17 protein-coding genes and 2 pseudogenes are annotated in these 16,670 nt (G+C 37.2%); 14 read left to right on the forward strand and 5 right to left on the reverse strand.

All coding sequences use genetic code 11. The features are described 5' to 3' along the window. Positions 1–120: 120 nt before the first annotated feature. Positions 121–1,122 (reverse strand): AraC family transcriptional regulator, encoded by a 1,002-nt coding sequence (locus tag JCM10991_RS08820; protein WP_025021213.1) that lies wholly within the window; start codon positions 1,120–1,122, stop codon positions 121–123. A 185-nt stretch (positions 1,123–1,307) separates the two neighbouring features. Between JCM10991_RS08820 and JCM10991_RS08825 the strand changes: the two genes are divergently transcribed. From JCM10991_RS08825 to rhaD, 5 genes are read left to right on the forward strand one after another with little or no spacing between them, the layout of a single operon-like run. After that, entirely contained in the window at positions 1,308–2,570 is a 1,263-nt protein-coding gene (locus JCM10991_RS08825; protein WP_025021214.1) for an MFS transporter, read from the forward strand. A gap of 19 nt (positions 2,571–2,589) precedes the next feature. Continuing rightward, positions 2,590–4,047, forward strand: a complete 1,458-nt coding sequence (gene rhaB, locus JCM10991_RS08830) for a rhamnulokinase (protein ID WP_025021215.1) — start codon at positions 2,590–2,592, stop codon at positions 4,045–4,047. 17 nt (positions 4,048–4,064) lie between these two features. Beyond that, the gene (gene rhaM, locus JCM10991_RS08835; protein ID WP_025021216.1) at positions 4,065–4,379 is read left to right on the forward strand and encodes an L-rhamnose mutarotase; all 315 of its coding nucleotides are present in this window, start codon (positions 4,065–4,067) and stop codon (positions 4,377–4,379) included. A gap of 33 nt (positions 4,380–4,412) precedes the next feature. Then, a complete protein-coding gene (locus tag JCM10991_RS08840) occupies positions 4,413–5,678 on the forward strand; it encodes an L-rhamnose isomerase (RefSeq protein ID WP_025021217.1) in 1,266 nt (421 codons plus the stop codon). 22 nt (positions 5,679–5,700) lie between these two features. Next, positions 5,701–6,519 carry a rhamnulose-1-phosphate aldolase gene (gene rhaD / locus JCM10991_RS08845; protein ID WP_025021218.1) on the forward strand — a complete coding sequence of 273 codons (819 nt, stop codon included), beginning with the start codon at positions 5,701–5,703 and terminating at the stop codon, positions 6,517–6,519. Positions 6,520–6,789: 270 nt separating this feature from the next. Here the strand turns inward: rhaD and msrB are convergent, their stop codons facing one another. After that, complete coding sequence (gene msrB, locus JCM10991_RS08850; RefSeq protein ID WP_155889620.1) at positions 6,790–7,221, reverse strand: peptide-methionine (R)-S-oxide reductase MsrB; 432 nt, start codon at positions 7,219–7,221, stop codon at positions 6,790–6,792. A 106-nt stretch (positions 7,222–7,327) separates the two neighbouring features. Here msrB and JCM10991_RS08855 point away from each other — a divergent pair, with 106 nt between their 5' ends. Then, the gene (locus JCM10991_RS08855) at positions 7,328–7,861 is read left to right on the forward strand and encodes an LOG family protein (protein ID WP_025021220.1); all 534 of its coding nucleotides are present in this window, start codon (positions 7,328–7,330) and stop codon (positions 7,859–7,861) included. 146 nt (positions 7,862–8,007) lie between these two features. Beyond that, a complete protein-coding gene (locus JCM10991_RS16195; protein ID WP_263640305.1) occupies positions 8,008–8,130 on the forward strand; it encodes a hypothetical protein in 123 nt (40 codons plus the stop codon). Positions 8,131–8,243: 113 nt separating this feature from the next. On the opposite strand, the gene JCM10991_RS15410 is transcribed toward JCM10991_RS16195, so the two are convergent. From JCM10991_RS15410 to JCM10991_RS08875, 3 genes are all read right to left on the reverse strand, one after another. Beyond that, positions 8,244–8,792 (reverse strand): diguanylate cyclase domain-containing protein, encoded by a 549-nt coding sequence (locus JCM10991_RS15410; RefSeq protein WP_162149513.1) that lies wholly within the window; start codon positions 8,790–8,792, stop codon positions 8,244–8,246. Positions 8,793–9,297: 505 nt separating this feature from the next. Beyond that, positions 9,298–10,032 (reverse strand): hypothetical protein, encoded by a 735-nt coding sequence (locus JCM10991_RS13460; protein ID WP_155889621.1) that lies wholly within the window; start codon positions 10,030–10,032, stop codon positions 9,298–9,300. Positions 10,033–10,559: 527 nt separating this feature from the next. Further along, the gene (locus tag JCM10991_RS08875; RefSeq protein WP_025021223.1) at positions 10,560–10,994 is read right to left on the reverse strand and encodes an Hsp20/alpha crystallin family protein; all 435 of its coding nucleotides are present in this window, start codon (positions 10,992–10,994) and stop codon (positions 10,560–10,562) included. Between the two features lie 285 nt (positions 10,995–11,279). Between JCM10991_RS08875 and JCM10991_RS08880 the strand changes: the two genes are divergently transcribed. The 7 genes and pseudogenes from JCM10991_RS08880 to JCM10991_RS08905 form a co-directional block, all read left to right on the forward strand. Then, positions 11,280–11,522, forward strand: coding sequence for a hypothetical protein (locus tag JCM10991_RS08880; RefSeq protein ID WP_025021224.1), 243 nt, complete (start codon positions 11,280–11,282; stop codon positions 11,520–11,522). Positions 11,523–11,578: 56 nt separating this feature from the next. After that, positions 11,579–12,235, forward strand: a complete 657-nt coding sequence (locus tag JCM10991_RS08885) for a hypothetical protein (protein WP_025021225.1) — start codon at positions 11,579–11,581, stop codon at positions 12,233–12,235. Positions 12,236–12,339: 104 nt separating this feature from the next. Further along, positions 12,340–13,224 (forward strand): DNA/RNA non-specific endonuclease, encoded by an 885-nt coding sequence (locus tag JCM10991_RS08890; protein WP_023860492.1) that lies wholly within the window; start codon positions 12,340–12,342, stop codon positions 13,222–13,224. Positions 13,225–13,327: 103 nt separating this feature from the next. Continuing rightward, positions 13,328–15,111: pseudogene (locus tag JCM10991_RS13465) on the forward strand (M3 family oligoendopeptidase). A gap of 79 nt (positions 15,112–15,190) precedes the next feature. After that, positions 15,191–15,373, forward strand: a pseudogene (locus JCM10991_RS16420) (ATPase, T2SS/T4P/T4SS family); the annotation flags it as partial. A 62-nt stretch (positions 15,374–15,435) separates the two neighbouring features. Continuing rightward, complete coding sequence (locus JCM10991_RS13470; protein WP_155889622.1) at positions 15,436–16,296, forward strand: ATP-binding protein; 861 nt, start codon at positions 15,436–15,438, stop codon at positions 16,294–16,296. 169 nt (positions 16,297–16,465) lie between these two features. Continuing rightward, on the forward strand, positions 16,466–16,670 hold a 205-nt coding region (locus JCM10991_RS08905; protein ID WP_025021226.1), incomplete at its 3' end, for a biotin transporter BioY.

A 16,670-nucleotide genomic window follows, 5' to 3' on the forward strand; every position in this document is an offset into this window, starting at 1 on the left:
TGTAGGTTCATATTTAAGGGATTGCACTAGGATAATAGAGGGTTGCCTATAATTGACCCACATATTCTGAAAAATGCTAAGTAGCTAGTTAATAATGCAGATTTTGGTGATATAAAGATACTATATTTGTAATCGACGAGCCCCCTTACGGGTTTCGTTAGGGAGGCAGTGATATTTTTCACGGTATTTTTTAAAGAAAAATGTATGATTATTTATACCAACCGAGTCAATAATTTTATTAATTGAATCGGAAGAATTGATGAAAAGGTATCTTGCTTTTAAGAGACGTTCATTGGTACGCAAATCTCGAAAATTTTCACCAGTATTTGTTTTGATTAATGAACTTATATATGCTTTGTTGTAACCATATTTTTTAGCCAGGTCCTCCAGGGTTATAGTAGCGTAGTTTTCATGAATGTCATTAATGATTGAGGTTATTAATGTATTGGAATCACTATCTGAGAAATTATCAAAAGATTCTTGAGGATAATGACGCACGAATTTTGAAAACAGAATACTCATGTATCGATCTATGATTGGTGCAGATAATTTTTGGGATTGATAATACTCATTAATAATCTCATCAACAGTTGAGTCTATATCATAATTATGTTTAAAGAGTATGGAGGAGTCATCGTGATTTTTTTTACCTAGAGCGGCATTAGACAGAAAACCGTAGGTCAAGCTATTATTTTGTTGAATGTCATTTAGAAGACTAATAGAAATTTCGTGATTTCTAAAAATAATATTAATTAGGATGTCGTTATCCCCTAATGCTTTTATCGAGTGTCGGCTCCCAACATCCATGATTAAAATATCTCCTGAATGAAGTGTAATTTCTTGATTATTAACTTTTTGATGACATTTTCCTTTGAACATATAATTAATTTCTAGAAAATTATGCCCATGACAAGGATAATCTGCAAAGCGATTATGCTTACTAATATAAACATTACTATTTTTGAATAGAGTGTCATCAATTGTAGGAAGTCCATCCGAGAGTGTTCGGTTTAAGTCAAGGGACTCTAAGGGAATGTCATCAACAAAATGATGGGTTTTACGTTGTTTAATTTCAATTTTTGAAAAAGAATCTAATTGCTTTTGAATATCAGCACTAAGCATATGAACTCCTCCTCGTAATATCATATATTTACCACATTTATTATTATAAATGAAAATACATAAAATGGTTGCGTTTCCAAAAAAATAATACTAAATTTATTATTTTTTGTCATTGAAAGCGTTTGCTTAAAAGAAGTAGAATATCGGTGTAATCAGGAAATGATTCACGAAAGGAGTAAGAATTTATGGCAAGTAAGAGTAAAAATTTTTCTACTTGGGCTGTATCCTTAACTAATTTCTTAGATTCAGGATGTATTGTAGCCGGAGCTAGTGGGCTGACACTTTGGACCTCAGCGCTTAAGTTAGGAAGTTTTGAAGTAGGTTTGTTGGGGGCTCTGAGTGCCAATGCATTTGGCTCTGCGATTGGGGCTTTGATTGGTGGTCATTTGTCGGATAAATACGGTCGAAAAGTTATCTATACTTACGATATGCTTGTATATATGTTGGGAACATTAATTGTCGCATTTTCAATGAACTTTCCAATGTTATTAGCCGGTTTCTTAATTACCGGGATTGCCGTGGGTGCTGGGGTACCGGCATCATGGACTTATATTTCTGAAACGTCGGATGATAGTAAGCGAGCATACAATATTGGGGTTTCTCAATTTGCTTGGTCAATGGGTCCAGTACTTATTTTTATTGGTGGGACATTGTTAGCACCATTAGGCTTATTAGGCAATCGTATTTTATTTGGATTTTTAACAGTAGTGGCCTTCACAGCTTGGATGTTGCAACGTAACCTTGATGAATCAGCACAATGGGTTGAACAAAAGAAACGTGAACGTGAAACTGGTGAAAAACCTCACCCATACAAGGAATTATTCTCAAATTCAGTTAGTGTTAAATCGGTATTCTTCTTAATTGGGGTTTACATGTTCTGGAACTTGGTTGCTGGTGCGATGGGATTCTTCATGCCATTTGTTTACGAAACAGCTGGTGGTTTATCAAACTTCCAAGCTAACATGTTACAAGCTGTTTTATGGACGTTCACGGCCTTAGCTGGTTACTTTGGCTTTGCTAAATTTGGTGATAAAGTTAACCACCGGATGTTCTTCTTTGTAGGTGCTTTGATGGCCGTCGTATCTTGGGTAATTTTAACTTACATTGGTTTTGGCTGGACAGCTTTAATTGCTTTCGTAACAATTTGGGGTATCTCAGCAGGGATTGGTGCTCAAGCATGGTATGCTTTATGGGCCACAGAACTTTTTCCTACTAAGTACCGTGCCGGATCTCAAGGGGTAATGTTTTTCGTCGTTCGTGGTAGTGCGGGTATTTGGTCAATCATTTTCCCAACAATCCTTACAACGCTGGGCTTCAAGGTAGCCGGGACATTCATGATTGGTTTATTAGTAGTTTCACTATTAATCGGTACTTTATGGACACCCAAAACACGTGGTAAGTCACTTGAAGAAATTACTCATGAACGTTACGGTGAAGATGATATGTAGTGAATGGAGTTGAATTTTAATGTCAAAGACATATGTTGCGGTTGATATTGGTGCTTCAAGTGGACGTCTAATGTTAGCACAACTCAAAGATGGCAAGCTTGATTTACAAGAAATGCACCGTTTTAAGAATGGTTTTAAGTTTAGTCAAGGTCATGACCGCTGGGATATTGATCACTTAGTTGACGAAATATTCTGTGGCTTAGAAAAAATTAAACAAGCAGGTTATGATGAAGTATCATTAGGGATTGACACATGGGCTGTTGATTATGTTCTTGTTGGTGAAAATGGTGAAAAGTTACAAGATCCTGTAGCTTATCGAGACGAACGTACCAAAGAATCTATGGGAGACTTAACAACTAATGTCTCCAAAGAATACATTTATGAAAAAACAGGAATTCAATTTTTAAACTTCAATACCTTATACCAACTTTTTGCAGAAGATAAGGAACTATTGGCAAAAACGGCTAAGATTATGATGATTCCAGACTACCTAGGTTATGTATTAACAGGAAATGCAGTTACTGAAATAACCAATGCATCAACGACTCAAATGTTAAGTTTACGCGAAGGATTATTTGACGAAAAGTTACTTGAACAGGTCAACGTTTCCGCTAACCAATTTCCTAAGTTAGTCGATGCGGGTACTGTTTTGGGCCCAGTAGACTTAAAGTGGACTGAAAAGTATGACTTGCCTAAGATTGAAGTTGTAACGGTAGCAACTCACGACACGGCTTCTGCTGTTGTTGGTACTGCGGGTGAAGGGCACAATTGGGCTTACTTGAGTTCAGGAACTTGGTCATTAATTGGTACAGAATTAAAGGTACCCGAAAATGGTCCGGAAGCCTTTGCTGAAAACTATACTAATGAGTGGGGGGCTTATGGGACTTACCGTTTCTTGAAGAATATCATGGGACTTTGGATGATTCAATGTGTTAAAAGAGAACTTAATGATGAATATTCATTTGCTCAGTTGGCAGAAATGGCATCCAAGGAAGAACCATTCCAGCAATATATTGATGTTAATGATGATCGCTTTACCAATCCCGAAAATATGATTGCAGAAATCCAAGCTTATTGTGAAGAAAGTGGTCAAAAGATACCACAAACTCCAGGGCAATTAGCAATGGCTATTTACTCAAACTTGTCGCTGTACTATGCAAATGAATTAGATAAGATGGATAAAATTATGGGATACCACATTGATACCCTAAATATCGTTGGTGGTGGTTCAAATGTTGCCCTAATGAATCAACTTACTAGTACTGTTGCTAAACGTGATGTTTATGCGGGACCTAGTGAAGCAACAGCTGTGGGTAACATTGTTGTGCAAATGATTACTAATGGTGATATTTTAAATATCTATTTAGCTAGACGAATTATTTCTGGCTCATTTCCAATCAAACATTTCACACCAGAAGATGGTAAATATGAGGGACAATTAGATAAGTATCAAGAGTTTTTGAAAGTAAACAATTAACGAAAGGAAGTTTTGTCATGGTTAGAATGGGACAATTGATGCACGTAAATGCAGATGCGTACGAAGAATATGAAAAGAGACACAACAATTTATTTCCGGAAATGCGTGAAGCATTAAAGGAAGCGGGAGCACACAATTACTCAATTTTTTTAGATAAACGAACGGGAAATCTATTTGCTTATCTAGAAGTAGATGATGTTGATAAATACAATGCAATTGCGGAAATGGACGCATGTAAAAAATGGTGGGCTTACATGGAACCAATTATGGATACTAATCCAGATAAGAGTCCAATCGCGTTTGACTTAAAAGAAGTATTTCACTTAGATTAAAATTGTAAGCGTTATAATAGGAGGTTTTAACTTATGGTTAAAGAACAATCAATTCAAGAAGCATACGAAGTAGCAAAACAACGTTACGCCGAAATAGGTGTTGACACTGAAGAAGCAATGAAGAAATTGGCTGAGATTAAATTATCAGTTCACTGCTGGCAAGGTGATGATGTTCGTGGCTTCTTAAATCCAACTGAATTAGGTGATGGTTTAAGTGTTACAGGGAATTACCCAGGACGCGCACGTACTCCTGAAGAATTGACATCTGATTTACATGAAGCATTATCACTAATTCCAGGTAAGCACAAGGTGGCTTTACACAGTATTTATGCTGTAACCGATAAGAAGAAAGACTTAGATGAAGTTGGTCCAGAAGATTTTAAATTCTGGGTAGATTGGGCTAAAAAAGAAGGTATTGGTCTTGACATGAATGGGACTTTCTTTTCTCATCCAATGGTTCGTGAAAACTTAACTTTATCTAGTCCAGATAAGGACGTACGTGATTTCTGGATTAAAGTAGGTATTCAATCGCGCCGTATTGCTAACTATTTTGGTCAAGAATTAGGGCAACAATCGGTTAATAACTTTTGGATTCCAGATGGATACAAGGATAATCCAGTTGACAAGTTGGCTCCTCGTCAACGTTTAATTGAATCTCTGGATGAGATTTTAGCTGCAGATGAGTTTGATGAAAAGAATACCATCGAATCATATGAAGGTAAATTATTTGCTACAGGGATTGAATCTTACACAGTTGGTTCTCATGAATTCTACGATAACTACGCTTTGACACGTAATAAACTTTGGACAATTGATGCAGGTCACTTCCACCCAACAGAAGATGTTTCTGATAAGTTTACTTCATTCTTACCATTTGGTAAGGGATTAATGCTTCACGTTTCTCGCTCTGTTCGTTGGGACTCCGACCACGTAGTTATTATGGATGATGCCTTGGCACGGATTACGCGTTCATTAGTTCGCGATAACCTGCTAGACAAGACCAATGTTGGGTTAGACTTCTTTGATGCAACTGTAAACCGTGTGGCAGCATGGGTTGTTGGGGCTCGTGCAACACAAAAGAGTTTCTTACAAGCTCTACTTGCACCAATTCAAGATCTCAAAGATGCTGAAAATAGCTACGATTACACAACGCGTCTTGTTGAAACTGAAGAATTAAAATCCTTCCCATTTGGTGCTGTTTGGGATGAATTCTGCCGTCGCAACAATGTTCCCGTTGGTACGGATTGGCTTACAGAAGTTCGTCAATATGAAAAAAATGTACAATTGAAACGCGACTAACAGAGATAAAGGAAGGATAATCATGACAAAATTTATCGATTCATCATATGTAAAAGACCTATGTGATATCACATTCAGTTCGTACGACCATGGTTGGGATGAACGTAATGGTGGTAATGTAAGTATCCGTTTAACGGAAGAAGAAGTAGCTAGATTTGAAGATATTCATGATGTAACACGTGTTTATGAATTAGGTTTTGATGCTAAAGAACTTGCGGGACAATACTTCTTGGTAACTGCCTCTGGTCGTTACTTCCGGAATGTGATTAAGCGTCCGGATGTTGATGCTGGTTTAGTGAGAATTACTGAGGATGGACAAAAAGCCGAAGTACATTGGGGATTTACAGATGGCGCATGGCCAACTTCAGAATTTCCAACACACTTAATGTCGCACATTGCGCGCTTAAAGGTTGATCCAGGTCAACGAGTGGTTATGCACTGTCACCCAACTAACTTTATCGCCTTGTCATTTACGCAAGATTTAGATGAACGGAAATTATCTCGTCTTTTGTGGAAGATGCAAGCAGAATCTCTTGTTGTTTTCCCTGAAGGTGTAGGGATTATTCCTTACATGACACCAGGAACTAATGAAATTGGTGAAGCGACAGCTGCTAAGATGGCAGAATATAAGGTTGTTATGTGGCCACATCACGGGATTTTCGCTGTTGGTGGTGATCCTGACGAAACATTTGGTTTGATTGAAACCGTTGAAAAAGCAGCGTTGATTTACAGCCAAATTTGTGCTCAAGGTGGTCAAATCAAACAAGATATTACTGATGAACAACTTCACGAATTGGCAGATGCTTTCGGCGTAGTTGGCAATCCTAAATTTTTGGATTAGTCATTGATAAATTATCTTAAAAATGAAGTACTTTATGATTATTAGGAAAAGGTCAATAATCATAAAGTACTTTTTGTGATTAAATATCTGAGTTTGGATTACTCTTAACAGTTGCCAGAACACAAGTATTTGCTACCGAAGAACAATTTCAGAATGGTTAGCTACTTATAAACTAAATGTTCCTGAAGTATGTGAGAAATAATGCTACTACAATGACCAAATTCCAAAAATATGGGCCCGGTTGTGCTTACCGAGCCCATTTTTTAATGTTTATTGAAATAATTCTTGGTATTGGCCGTAACCTTCTTTTTCTAAATCCGCAACGCTAATGAAGCGTAGAGCTGCCGAATTGATGCAGTAACGCATTCCACCGGCTTCAACAGGACCATCAGCAAAGACGTGACCAAGATGACTGTCACCTTCTGGACTACGTACCTCTGTGCGTTCCATGCCAAAAGATTGATCGCGTTTGTAGGCTAATTTTTTAATAGGCTGGGTGAAACTAGGCCAACCACAACCAGCATCGTATTTATCTTTACTGGAGAAAAGCGGTTCACCCGAAACGATATCAACGTAAATCCCATCTTGGTAAAAATCATCGTATTTACCGGTGAAAGGATGCTCGGTAGCTGCGTTTTGAGTTACGTCATATTCTAATTGGGAAAGTTTCTTTAAAGCTTCATTTTTATTAAATGTCGTCATAAACATCTTCCTTTCTAACGAATTAAAGTATAAAATTTTGCACAATGTATTTCAAGATGTTTGCTCAAGCGTGCTATAATAAAGAAAAACTAAAGAAGGTAATTTTTTGAATATTACAGTGTATCTTGGTTCGACACCAGGGAAAGATGCTAAGTTGATGAAAGCGACTCAAGAGCTAGGACAATGGCTTGGTCAAAATGGGCATACGCTGGTTTATGGTGGTTCTAAGTCAGGATTGATGGGAATCTTGGCTGGAGCGACTCTTAAAGCTGGTGGCGAAGTCATTGGGGTTGAAGCACAGATGTTTATGGATGAAGGTGTTGAATTTGAAGGGTTGACTAAATTAATAGTGGAAAAGGATATTCCTGATCGACGCAAGACGATGATTAATTATGGTGAGGCTTTTATCGCTTTTCCTGGAGGGTTAGGGACCTTGGAAGAAATTTCTGAAATCATGTCTAAAAAAGCTCTCAATCAACTAGAAGGGGCGCCTTGTATTTTTTATAATTTCAATGGTTATTACGATGATTTAGAGCGAATGTTACATACTATGATAGATATGGAATTGTCAACTCCAGCCAAACAAAAAGGAATTCATTTCTGTCAGAACTTAGCGGAAATCGAAGGAATTTTAATGTAAGATTATCTCCGTATGTCAATTTAAAAAGGTTGATATATCGCTTTTTTCTCATACAAAAATGAGGGATTTTTTAGCGAATTTTGATAGTATTTGGGTGTTGGAAGTGTTATCTTTACTGTAAATTAAAAAACAGAAAGGATAACGTAATGAGTAAGATATTCAATGCTGATACCAATGTCTTTGTAGCTTTTTTGACAATGTTGGCTACTATTATAGGTCCCGTTTTAATTGTCACAGCCTTAGCTTTATTAGCTCAGTTAGCTTTTTAACATTTTTAATTTGTAAAAATGTTAAGAGGCAGAGAAAAGTCTTTAAAAGTAAAAACTGCGAGAGATCAGGCGGTTAAAAACGCTGATTTCTCGCAGTTTTTATTATGTTATCTTTAAGCTTTAGCTTTTTCTTCATGCTCCCAATCGTTTTGGAAGCGAGTGCAACTTACTTTATTGAAATGGTAGATTGGTCGACTGATATTTAGTTTGAGGGTAATTTTATCAAAATCGTTATTAAATTGTTCCAAACGATAAATGATTAACTTGCGTAAGTTAGTTACAGTTTTATCGTCTTGGCTATTAATCAAGATAATAAAGCGATTATCAGAATAACGGATTAGGATTCCACGACTTCCGATTAACCCCTTAATTGCATCTGTAATCGTAACAAGAATTTCGATACTTTTTGCTCCGCCAAGGTGCTTGTAAATTTGATAATAATTTGTTACGTCAATTACTATCCCTGTGACGGCTTTTTGTTTGGTTCTCCCTTGGATGACACGAGCAAAATAATCGCGGTTAAACAAAGCGGTAACCTCATCTCGGTAAATCATTTGGTTTTGAAGTTGTGAGAAAATTCCAACTACGGTGATGGCGATAATACACCAAAAAAAGGCATCAAACTTGAGAAAGTATTGTGCTAACCCACCCAAAATAATCATTATGCTGAATAGCGGGAAATTAAGAGCCCGTAAATTATTTTTATCGCGCAGATAAAGTAACAAGATAAAAATAAGGTAGATAAACCCGATGGTTAGATAGTAGTGGTAAAAAGAATATTTGGTTAAGGTACCAGCTTTACTAATATTAAAAGCTAATGGGGAGAAAATATTATAAATTAGAGACACTATGCCAACCAATAGTGGCGTAAGGTATGTGGGCCATTTAATTGAATTAATTTCGCCTTTAGAAAAATTTTGACAGAAAATCAAAAGTAAAAAAGGGATGAACATATATTCAAAATATTCAAAGCTTTTAGAGAAAAAGACCACTTTTAGTGCAAGTTCACTATGTAATCCAATTAAATGTGTTCCGATGATATTGAAAGCACAGGTTGAGATTAAATTAATACAGATAAGAAATAACAAAAAATCTTCCGTATTTTTGCGGGCTCTCCGCCAATTAGTCGTAAGAATGGTAATTATCATCAAAATAATTACAAATGAATTATTGATTATTAGGGGACTGAGTGAAGTTATCGTCATTTTTACTCCTTAATGATTGTGGGTAACGTAAGAGAATTTCATCGACTGTATCGGGACTCAAAACCGGTTCCGCTTCTAAAAGTTGGTAAGTAAATTCAAAATTTTGACAAACTTGGAGGATTTTTTGCCGATAGTTTTTAAGAACTTGTGTATCTTGTGAATTAAGAAAAATCCCTAAGGTATGCGTATTGAGGCGGACAAGACAACCTTTATGAAATAAAAGAGGATTGATACGCTGGCAGAGTTGTGCCATATTACTAATTCTTTGCTGGCCATCAGTATCAGAAAGTTCTAAAGTCAAAAATGATAAATTACTTTTTTTGTGTGTTAGGTGGTTACGTAAAAGGTAAAGTGTCCGGCGATTATTAGCGTTGACAAGTTTGTCGTGATAAAGATACTCTCTTTGAAGTATAAGTGAGGACCAAGCCCCGACAATACCATAGGTAATCCAAATTAAGGCTGGTGTGCTGTAAGTTAGTTCGTAAAAAGCGCTAATAAAAACGAGTGTGACGAACTGAAGAGATGGATAACGAATGTAGTAAGAACGCTTGAAACGTGCATAAAGATACATTGTGGCACATCCGATTAGGTAGAGCGCACCTAGAATTAGATTTGTCGTATAGAATCGATGCTGAGTAATAATATTGTCAGCACTGACACTAAAACAAAGTGGTACAAAAAGGTTAGTTACCGCCAAAAAGATGCCACCAATCAAGGGAATTGTTAGCAGGAATTTTATAAGTGGAGTAACTTTTTTGTGAAAGCGATGAGTAGTGGCCCACATACTTCCAAATGGTAGGAAGACCTCAAAGATAAGTTCAACTGTTTCACACAGGTATATTAGGAAATACCCCCAACTATTATGGTGTCCGTAGCACAACTGGCTCAAATAACCAAGTCCACAAATTATGGTAATGCTAGCTGAAATAAAAAAGGTGTAGATGTCAGCTTTACCTCGCAAATGCTTGTGCCAGTTGTTAGATATAATCAAAACGATTCCTAAAAGGAATCCTAATAAGTAATTAGTGGAATACGCAGGGTTAAAAAAATTAGAAATATGTATGCACCATCCTTTCGATTTTATATGTATGTACATTGTACACCTATTTCATTAAAATTGATACAAATAAAGAGATGGATTTAGAGATATTATCACGCTAAAAAACCGCCAGAAATCAACGTATTCTAGCGTGGTTTCTAGCGGTTATTACTTTATAAGGCTTTTTAATCAATAGTTATATGGTGTGTGTTAGAAATGGCTTCGGCCTTCTTGGGGAGCGTGACGGTTAAGACCCCATTTTGGTAAGAAGCAGAAATCTTACTTTCTTCAACATTAGCAAAAGCATATTGACGTGAGAAAGAGCCATAACTTCGTTCGCTTGTAATAAGGTTACCGTCAGCGTCACTTTCATCACTGAAAGAGTCACGTTTAGCAGAAATAGTTAAAACATTGTCTTTGAAGTCTAAAGCAATGTCTTTTTTCTCTACCCCAGGTAAGTCCACAACCACTTGGTAAGAATCGTCATTTTCTTTGATGTCAGACTTCATATCTTTAAAGGAATCCGACAAACCTGAGAAAAATGAACGTCCAAAGTTTCCAAAGAAACGGTCACTATCATCAAAAAGTTGATTGAAACGGTTGCTAAGATCATTAGCCATAATATCAAGTCCTTTCAAAAACATGTATTTCATCTCTACACCTTTATGATAGTTCTAATTATTTGAAAGTTCAAGTTAGAAGCTTGGAAATTTTATTAAAATTTTTCGAAATTCAAAGAGGAAAATTAGGTTATAAATCAAGTTTATAGACATGTATATCCAAGAAAAGTAGTGAATTTGATTTAAAAATAACTAAAATAGTGTATACTATAAGATAGGAATCTGGAAGAATATGCTTTCAGAATAAAATTGGTTAGGGACCAAAATATTTTAGGGAGAAAAATAATGGGAAAATTAAATCAATCGATGAAAAATTGGTATCAGGATCAAATTGTTAGGGTTTTTGACGAGTATGATACAAGTGCTCAGAATGGTGTTACTTCACCAGAAATGCGGTCATGGTACCGTAAACAAGTCAGTGATTTGGCAGCTAAATTTGAAGGAATTGTTGATAGCGAATATAGTAGTTTAGTTGCACGTAAAGGGGGCACCGAGGTATTACACTTGGTTACCAGCCATTTGCAATAACTAATGAAAAGAATAATGTTAAGGAATTTTTAGATAATTATTTAAACTTTCAACATGTGTATGAAGAAACCGAATGGGAAGAAATTTTTCGTCTTAAAAATGCCTTTTCTGGAAAAAGTGTCCAAATTGAGCTGCGCGAATCGAGTCGGGGCGTATCCTTCTCAGTTTTAACGGAAACTAATTCAAGTAAGATTTTTTATGGATCAAATGCCCTTATTGAGCTAATTGTCTATTTAAATAATTTATTTGAAATTTATCAACATCATTATTTAAAGGCGCATCAAGAAGAGTTATTAGCCTTGTTTAAACGGATTTTCGAACAACAATTTAACGAGGAAATTATCGAAGAAAAAACGAATTTAGTGGATATAACTTTAGTACATCAAATTAGAACCGCCCAAGCAACTTATGTCTTTTTAGCAAGTGAGCAGACTTTGAACCGTTATTTAGATATCGGAATTTTAAAATTGACAGGAATTGACTGGGTATTAGAGATTCCTCGTAGTCGTATGAATATTTTTGAAGATTTATATCGTTCTTTAATTACTTATGGTTTTTGTCGGGAATGGTGGTACGGTTCAATTACTTCTGATTACGACAAATACTTAAAAAAGGATTCTAACGAATATTTACGTAAAAAAGCAGGTCGGACTCACGTTCAAACAGCGTTATTAAAGAAAATTGCGATTGAAAAAGATGACTACCGTCTCTAAAAGTGTTCACCTTATAGAAGAAAATAGCTCTGGCAAATGGTCAGGGTTATTTGTTGTTTAAAAAATGGTAAATTGTTAAAATGTAAGAATAAAAACTGAGGAGGATGTTTGTGAAAAAAAGAAATCATCTTTGGAAAGTAATGCTAGTTTTAGCCCTCTTTTTAGCCCTAGGCTTTGCTAAAGAAAGTGGTAATCCTACAGTTACGCGGATAGTTAACGAGGTTGAATCGGTAGCAAAAATAGGGACTAATAAGGTTACTTCGGAAACTTCGAGTCATTTGAAGCAAAGTCAGGTGCAACCAGCTGAATACACTCCGAACCAAGAGTTGGCTCGAAGCGTTATGACTGATAATGTGGTGCGCCAGCTTGGCGGGAGCGGAAATATTGGCTGGAACGGGGTAGGGGCTTTCGTAATTAATAAAAATCAGACAGGGTTAACCGCTAAAAACGGGAATAGTCCTTATGCGCAAAATGAAGTTGACTCCATGGGACGTCCAACGGTCGCGAATGCTCTTTTGAATAAAACGAGTCGCCAATATCGTAACCGTGAAGAAACGGGGAATGGTCGCACTAACTGGCGTCCACGTGGTTTTATGCAGTTAACCAACTTATCGGGAACCTATAATCATGCCTATGATCGCGGACACTTGCTGGCGTATGCTCTGATTGGCAATATTCGAGGATTTGATGCCAGTGAGGCCAATCCTAAGAACATTGTAACGCAAACTGCCTGGGCTAATGAAGCTCAATCACGGGCTTCAACAGGGCAAAATTATTATGAATCGATTGTGCGTAAAGCTCTGGATCAAAATAAAACCGTTCGTTACCGTGTAACGGCCATTTATGATGGTAATAATATTGTGCCTGCTGGAACGCATTTGGAAGCTAAATCAGCAGATGGTAGTATCCAATTTAATGTTTTTGTACCAAATGTTCAAAAAGGCTTACAAATTAATTATTCTACCGGTCAAGCACATGTCGTTAATTAAGCTTTAAACCTTCCGCTGGGAGGTTTTTTTACGCTAAATAACTTGACCAGTTGCTGTAGCTTGCTTAAACTAAGCTTATAATCCAATTACGAGGAGGAATTTTATGACAGAATATCGTGATGTTTGGGACCTTGAGTCTATTTTTGCTGGTGGCAGTAGTTCCGCTGCCTTTCAAGCGCGTTTAGAAAAATTACAAGTTGAAATTAAAGAGTTGGCAGCCAAGATTACTACTTGGCAAGCTGATGTAGCTGGCTTAAAAGAAATTTTGACTATGATGACCAAAGTTGATCAAGGTTTAGAACAGTTGAGTGCCTTTGCGGAAGCTTTAAGTTCAGCTGACGTGACCGACAGTCAAGCGTTACAGCTTGATAGCCAAGTGATGGCATTAATACCAGAATACTCCCAAGTTAACAAGGAATTCCAGCGGAGTCTGGCACAGATTCCAGCTACTGAATGGGGAGACATATTAGCAGATCCTGAATTAAGCAAAGTTGCCTTTGTATTGGGTGAATACCGCCGGGATGGCGCAAATTTCTTATCAGCAACAGAAGAAAATATTATTGCTCAATTAAAGCTTGACGGCCAAACGGCCTGGAGTCGGCACTATGATGTTCTTTCTGGAAATTTAAAGGTAAATTATGGCGGAAAAGAATTGTCTGCCGGTCAAGCATTTAACTTAATGATGTCTTCAAAGGACAAGGAAGTTCGTGACCAACTTTTTGAAAAGTGGGAAGCAGCTTGGGGCCAAGATGAACAATTATATGCTGATACCCTTAACCACATTGATGGTGCGCGCTTAACTGACCAAAAGCTTCATGGCGTGACGGATTATCTCAAGGAACCACGGGAATATAACCGTCTTAAACAAGCAACTTTGGACCAAATGTGGGCAGTAGTTGCTCAAAATAAGCAACCGTTTGTTGAATATTTAAAGCGTAAGGCACAACTATTAGGGCGTCAAAAGCCTGTGTGGCAAGATCAGGAAGCACCAGTAATCTTAGGTGATTTTGAAGCTAAACACTACACTTTTAGTCAAGCAGCTGACTTTATCATGACTAACTTTCAAAAGTTTAGTCCTAAAATGGCCGCTTTGGCTAAGGAGGCCTTTGAAGGTCAATGGATTGAAGCTCAAGACCGTCCGGGAAAGCGGGCAGGTGGTTACTGTTCAAGTTTTCCTGAAAATAAAGAATCACGAATTTTCATGACTTTTGGTGGTTCGGTTAACGAAGTAGCTACGCTGGCCCATGAATTAGGACATGCTTTCCATAGTTCAGTGATGTGGGATTTACCTCACTTGAACCAAGCCTACGCAATGAATGTGGCGGAAACAGCTTCAACTTTTGCAGAACAAGTAGTCAATGATGCTGCGATTGCCAGTGTTACAAGTAAGGAAGAAAAGATTAACCTCTTGGACCAAAAGCTCCAAGGTGCGGTAGCGATGTTCTTTAACATTCATGCCCGTTACATCTTCGAAAGAAGTTTCTACGAAGCACGACAAACAAAGACTTTAAGTCCTGCAGAAATTTCTGAACTGATGGTTAAAGCGCAAAAAGAGGCTTTTGCAGATAGTTTGGCTAACTGGCACCCTCACTTTTGGGCGGCTAAGTTGCACTTCTATATTGATGATGTGCCGTTTTATAACTTCCCATATACCTTTGGTTATCTCTTTAGTCAGGGCATCTATGCTCGGGCTAAGGAAGTAGGGGGAATTTTGAAGACCAATATATTGCACTTTTACGTGATACGGGGGCGATGACAACTGAAGAATTAGCCCAAAAACACCTCGGGGTTGACCTTACCCAAGCCGATTTTTGGCAAGCAGGAATTGATACTATTTTAGAAGATGTCAAGGAATTTATGTCTTTAACAGAGGAATATGTAAAATAGTGGAAAAGCAATGTCGTTGAGGCATTGCTTTTTTCACCTTTTGTAAACGGTTATGTTAGAATTAATTTGAGGTGATTTGATGAAGGAAAATTATACCGCTTTGCAGTTGGTATCTAAGTATCTACTGATTACAGGACAAACAGGGAGTGGCAAAACGACCGCTGCCTTAAAAATGATTATGGAACTCAAAGATAACGACCAGACGGTGATTGTTTTGGATCCGACGGGTGAATATGGTCAGCAGGAAGGAATAGTAACTTACAAGTTAGGAGAAAACTGCTTTATTGATCCGGGAAGTTATCTGCTACCCAACTATTGGCGATTATGGAAATTGACAGTTCGATTTTATCTAAAAAGGTGGCTGCAGCCATACAGTCTTTGCGGATTAAGGCCAATTTACAAGGTGATTTACATAACGTTTATTCCAAACGAGGTATGGCGGTCAAAGCACACACAGCTCGTTTGAATCAACTAACTACTTGGATGCGCAATTACAATTATAAGTTATTGGGTCAGCAAGTTTTAGAAGAATTTGTATTACCTTATGCGGATGAACGAGCAAACTATCATCTCTTGGGTCAGGAGTATAATCGGCCCGCGATTAACGCACACTGGGAGGAAATTTTGGATCTCCAAGGTAGGAATAGCGAACCCCTCTTTCAGGAAATCTTTGGCAGCCATAATCGTCCAGGCCAGTCCAAGTTAGAGTTGAGTTATGTTTTGAATCTTTTCTTGAAAATCAAGGTTAAAAAGCGAGCCTTGGTTTTAGATATTTCAGGTTTAAAGCAGTATTCAGAGAGTCAAAAGCAGGTTTTATCCTTGATTTTACAGATTATTTTAGCAAACCGGAGTCAAAGTAAGGAAAAATTTCCTATAACGATTTTTATTGATGAAGCTCACCGTTACTTGCCAACGAAGGAAATTGATCTGAGTCAAAATGGGATGTTTCAACTTTTACGAGAAGGACGCAAATATGGTTTGAATTTGGCGGTTGTAACCCAGTCACCACTTGATTTACCTGCCAGCATGCTAGGGCAGTTCCACAACTATTTAATACATCACTTAGCTAATCCTACAGAATTTACTGCTTTGAATGCGCAAGGCTTAAATTATGCGGAAATTTCACAATTAAAAGTAGGCCAGGCGTTGGTTTGTTTAGACAATATATTTATGGAAAGAGAGTAAATTGCTATTTGTGAGATAAAACGCATACAAAAAAATTATTGAATTAATTCATTTTAATGTAAGCTTTGTGGCCTTGTTAATAAAAATACAAGCGAAATAAAGCGTTGCCAATTGCTTTGATATAGTCTATTCTGAGATAGTAGTATTTAGTAAAGGCAGGTTTTAATGTATGCAGAAAAATAGACGACTTCAGAGAATTGTTTTTGCAGCTTTATTGTTAGTAATTTTAATTATTTGCGCGCAAATATTGTTACCATTACCCGCAATTCCTTTAACGCTTCAACTTGGGGTCGGGGTGATTGGGAGTCTGTTGCCGGTGGCTTTGGCTGGTGAAACAATCATTGCTTATTTAATTTTAGGGGCGGTAGGTTTAC

It is taken from the genome of Ligilactobacillus equi DSM 15833 = JCM 10991 (assembly GCF_000615765.1).
In the GTDB taxonomy this organism is placed as follows: domain Bacteria; phylum Bacillota; class Bacilli; order Lactobacillales; family Lactobacillaceae; genus Ligilactobacillus; species Ligilactobacillus equi.

Coding starts and splice junctions, on each gene's coding strand:
- JCM10991_RS08820 (WP_025021213.1), bottom strand. CDS start 1,122: ATGCTTAGTGCTGATATTCAAAAGCAATTAGATTCTTTTTCAAAAATT.
- JCM10991_RS08825 (WP_025021214.1), top strand. CDS start 1,308: ATGGCAAGTAAGAGTAAAAATTTTTCTACTTGGGCTGTATCCTTAACT.
- rhaB (WP_025021215.1), top strand. CDS start 2,590: ATGTCAAAGACATATGTTGCGGTTGATATTGGTGCTTCAAGTGGACGT.
- rhaM (WP_025021216.1), top strand. CDS start 4,065: ATGGTTAGAATGGGACAATTGATGCACGTAAATGCAGATGCGTACGAA.
- JCM10991_RS08840 (WP_025021217.1), top strand. CDS start 4,413: ATGGTTAAAGAACAATCAATTCAAGAAGCATACGAAGTAGCAAAACAA.
- rhaD (WP_025021218.1), top strand. CDS start 5,701: ATGACAAAATTTATCGATTCATCATATGTAAAAGACCTATGTGATATC.
- msrB (WP_155889620.1), bottom strand. CDS start 7,221: ATGACGACATTTAATAAAAATGAAGCTTTAAAGAAACTTTCCCAATTA.
- JCM10991_RS16195 (WP_263640305.1), top strand. CDS start 8,008: ATGAGTAAGATATTCAATGCTGATACCAATGTCTTTGTAGCTTTTTTG.
- JCM10991_RS15410 (WP_162149513.1), bottom strand. CDS start 8,792: ATGATTATTTTGGGTGGGTTAGCACAATACTTTCTCAAGTTTGATGCC.
- JCM10991_RS08875 (WP_025021223.1), bottom strand. CDS start 10,994: ATGGCTAATGATCTTAGCAACCGTTTCAATCAACTTTTTGATGATAGT.
- JCM10991_RS08880 (WP_025021224.1), top strand. CDS start 11,280: ATGGGAAAATTAAATCAATCGATGAAAAATTGGTATCAGGATCAAATT.
- JCM10991_RS08890 (WP_023860492.1), top strand. CDS start 12,340: ATGTTTGTGAAAAAAAGAAATCATCTTTGGAAAGTAATGCTAGTTTTA.
- JCM10991_RS13470 (WP_155889622.1), top strand. CDS start 15,436: ATGGAAATTGACAGTTCGATTTTATCTAAAAAGGTGGCTGCAGCCATA.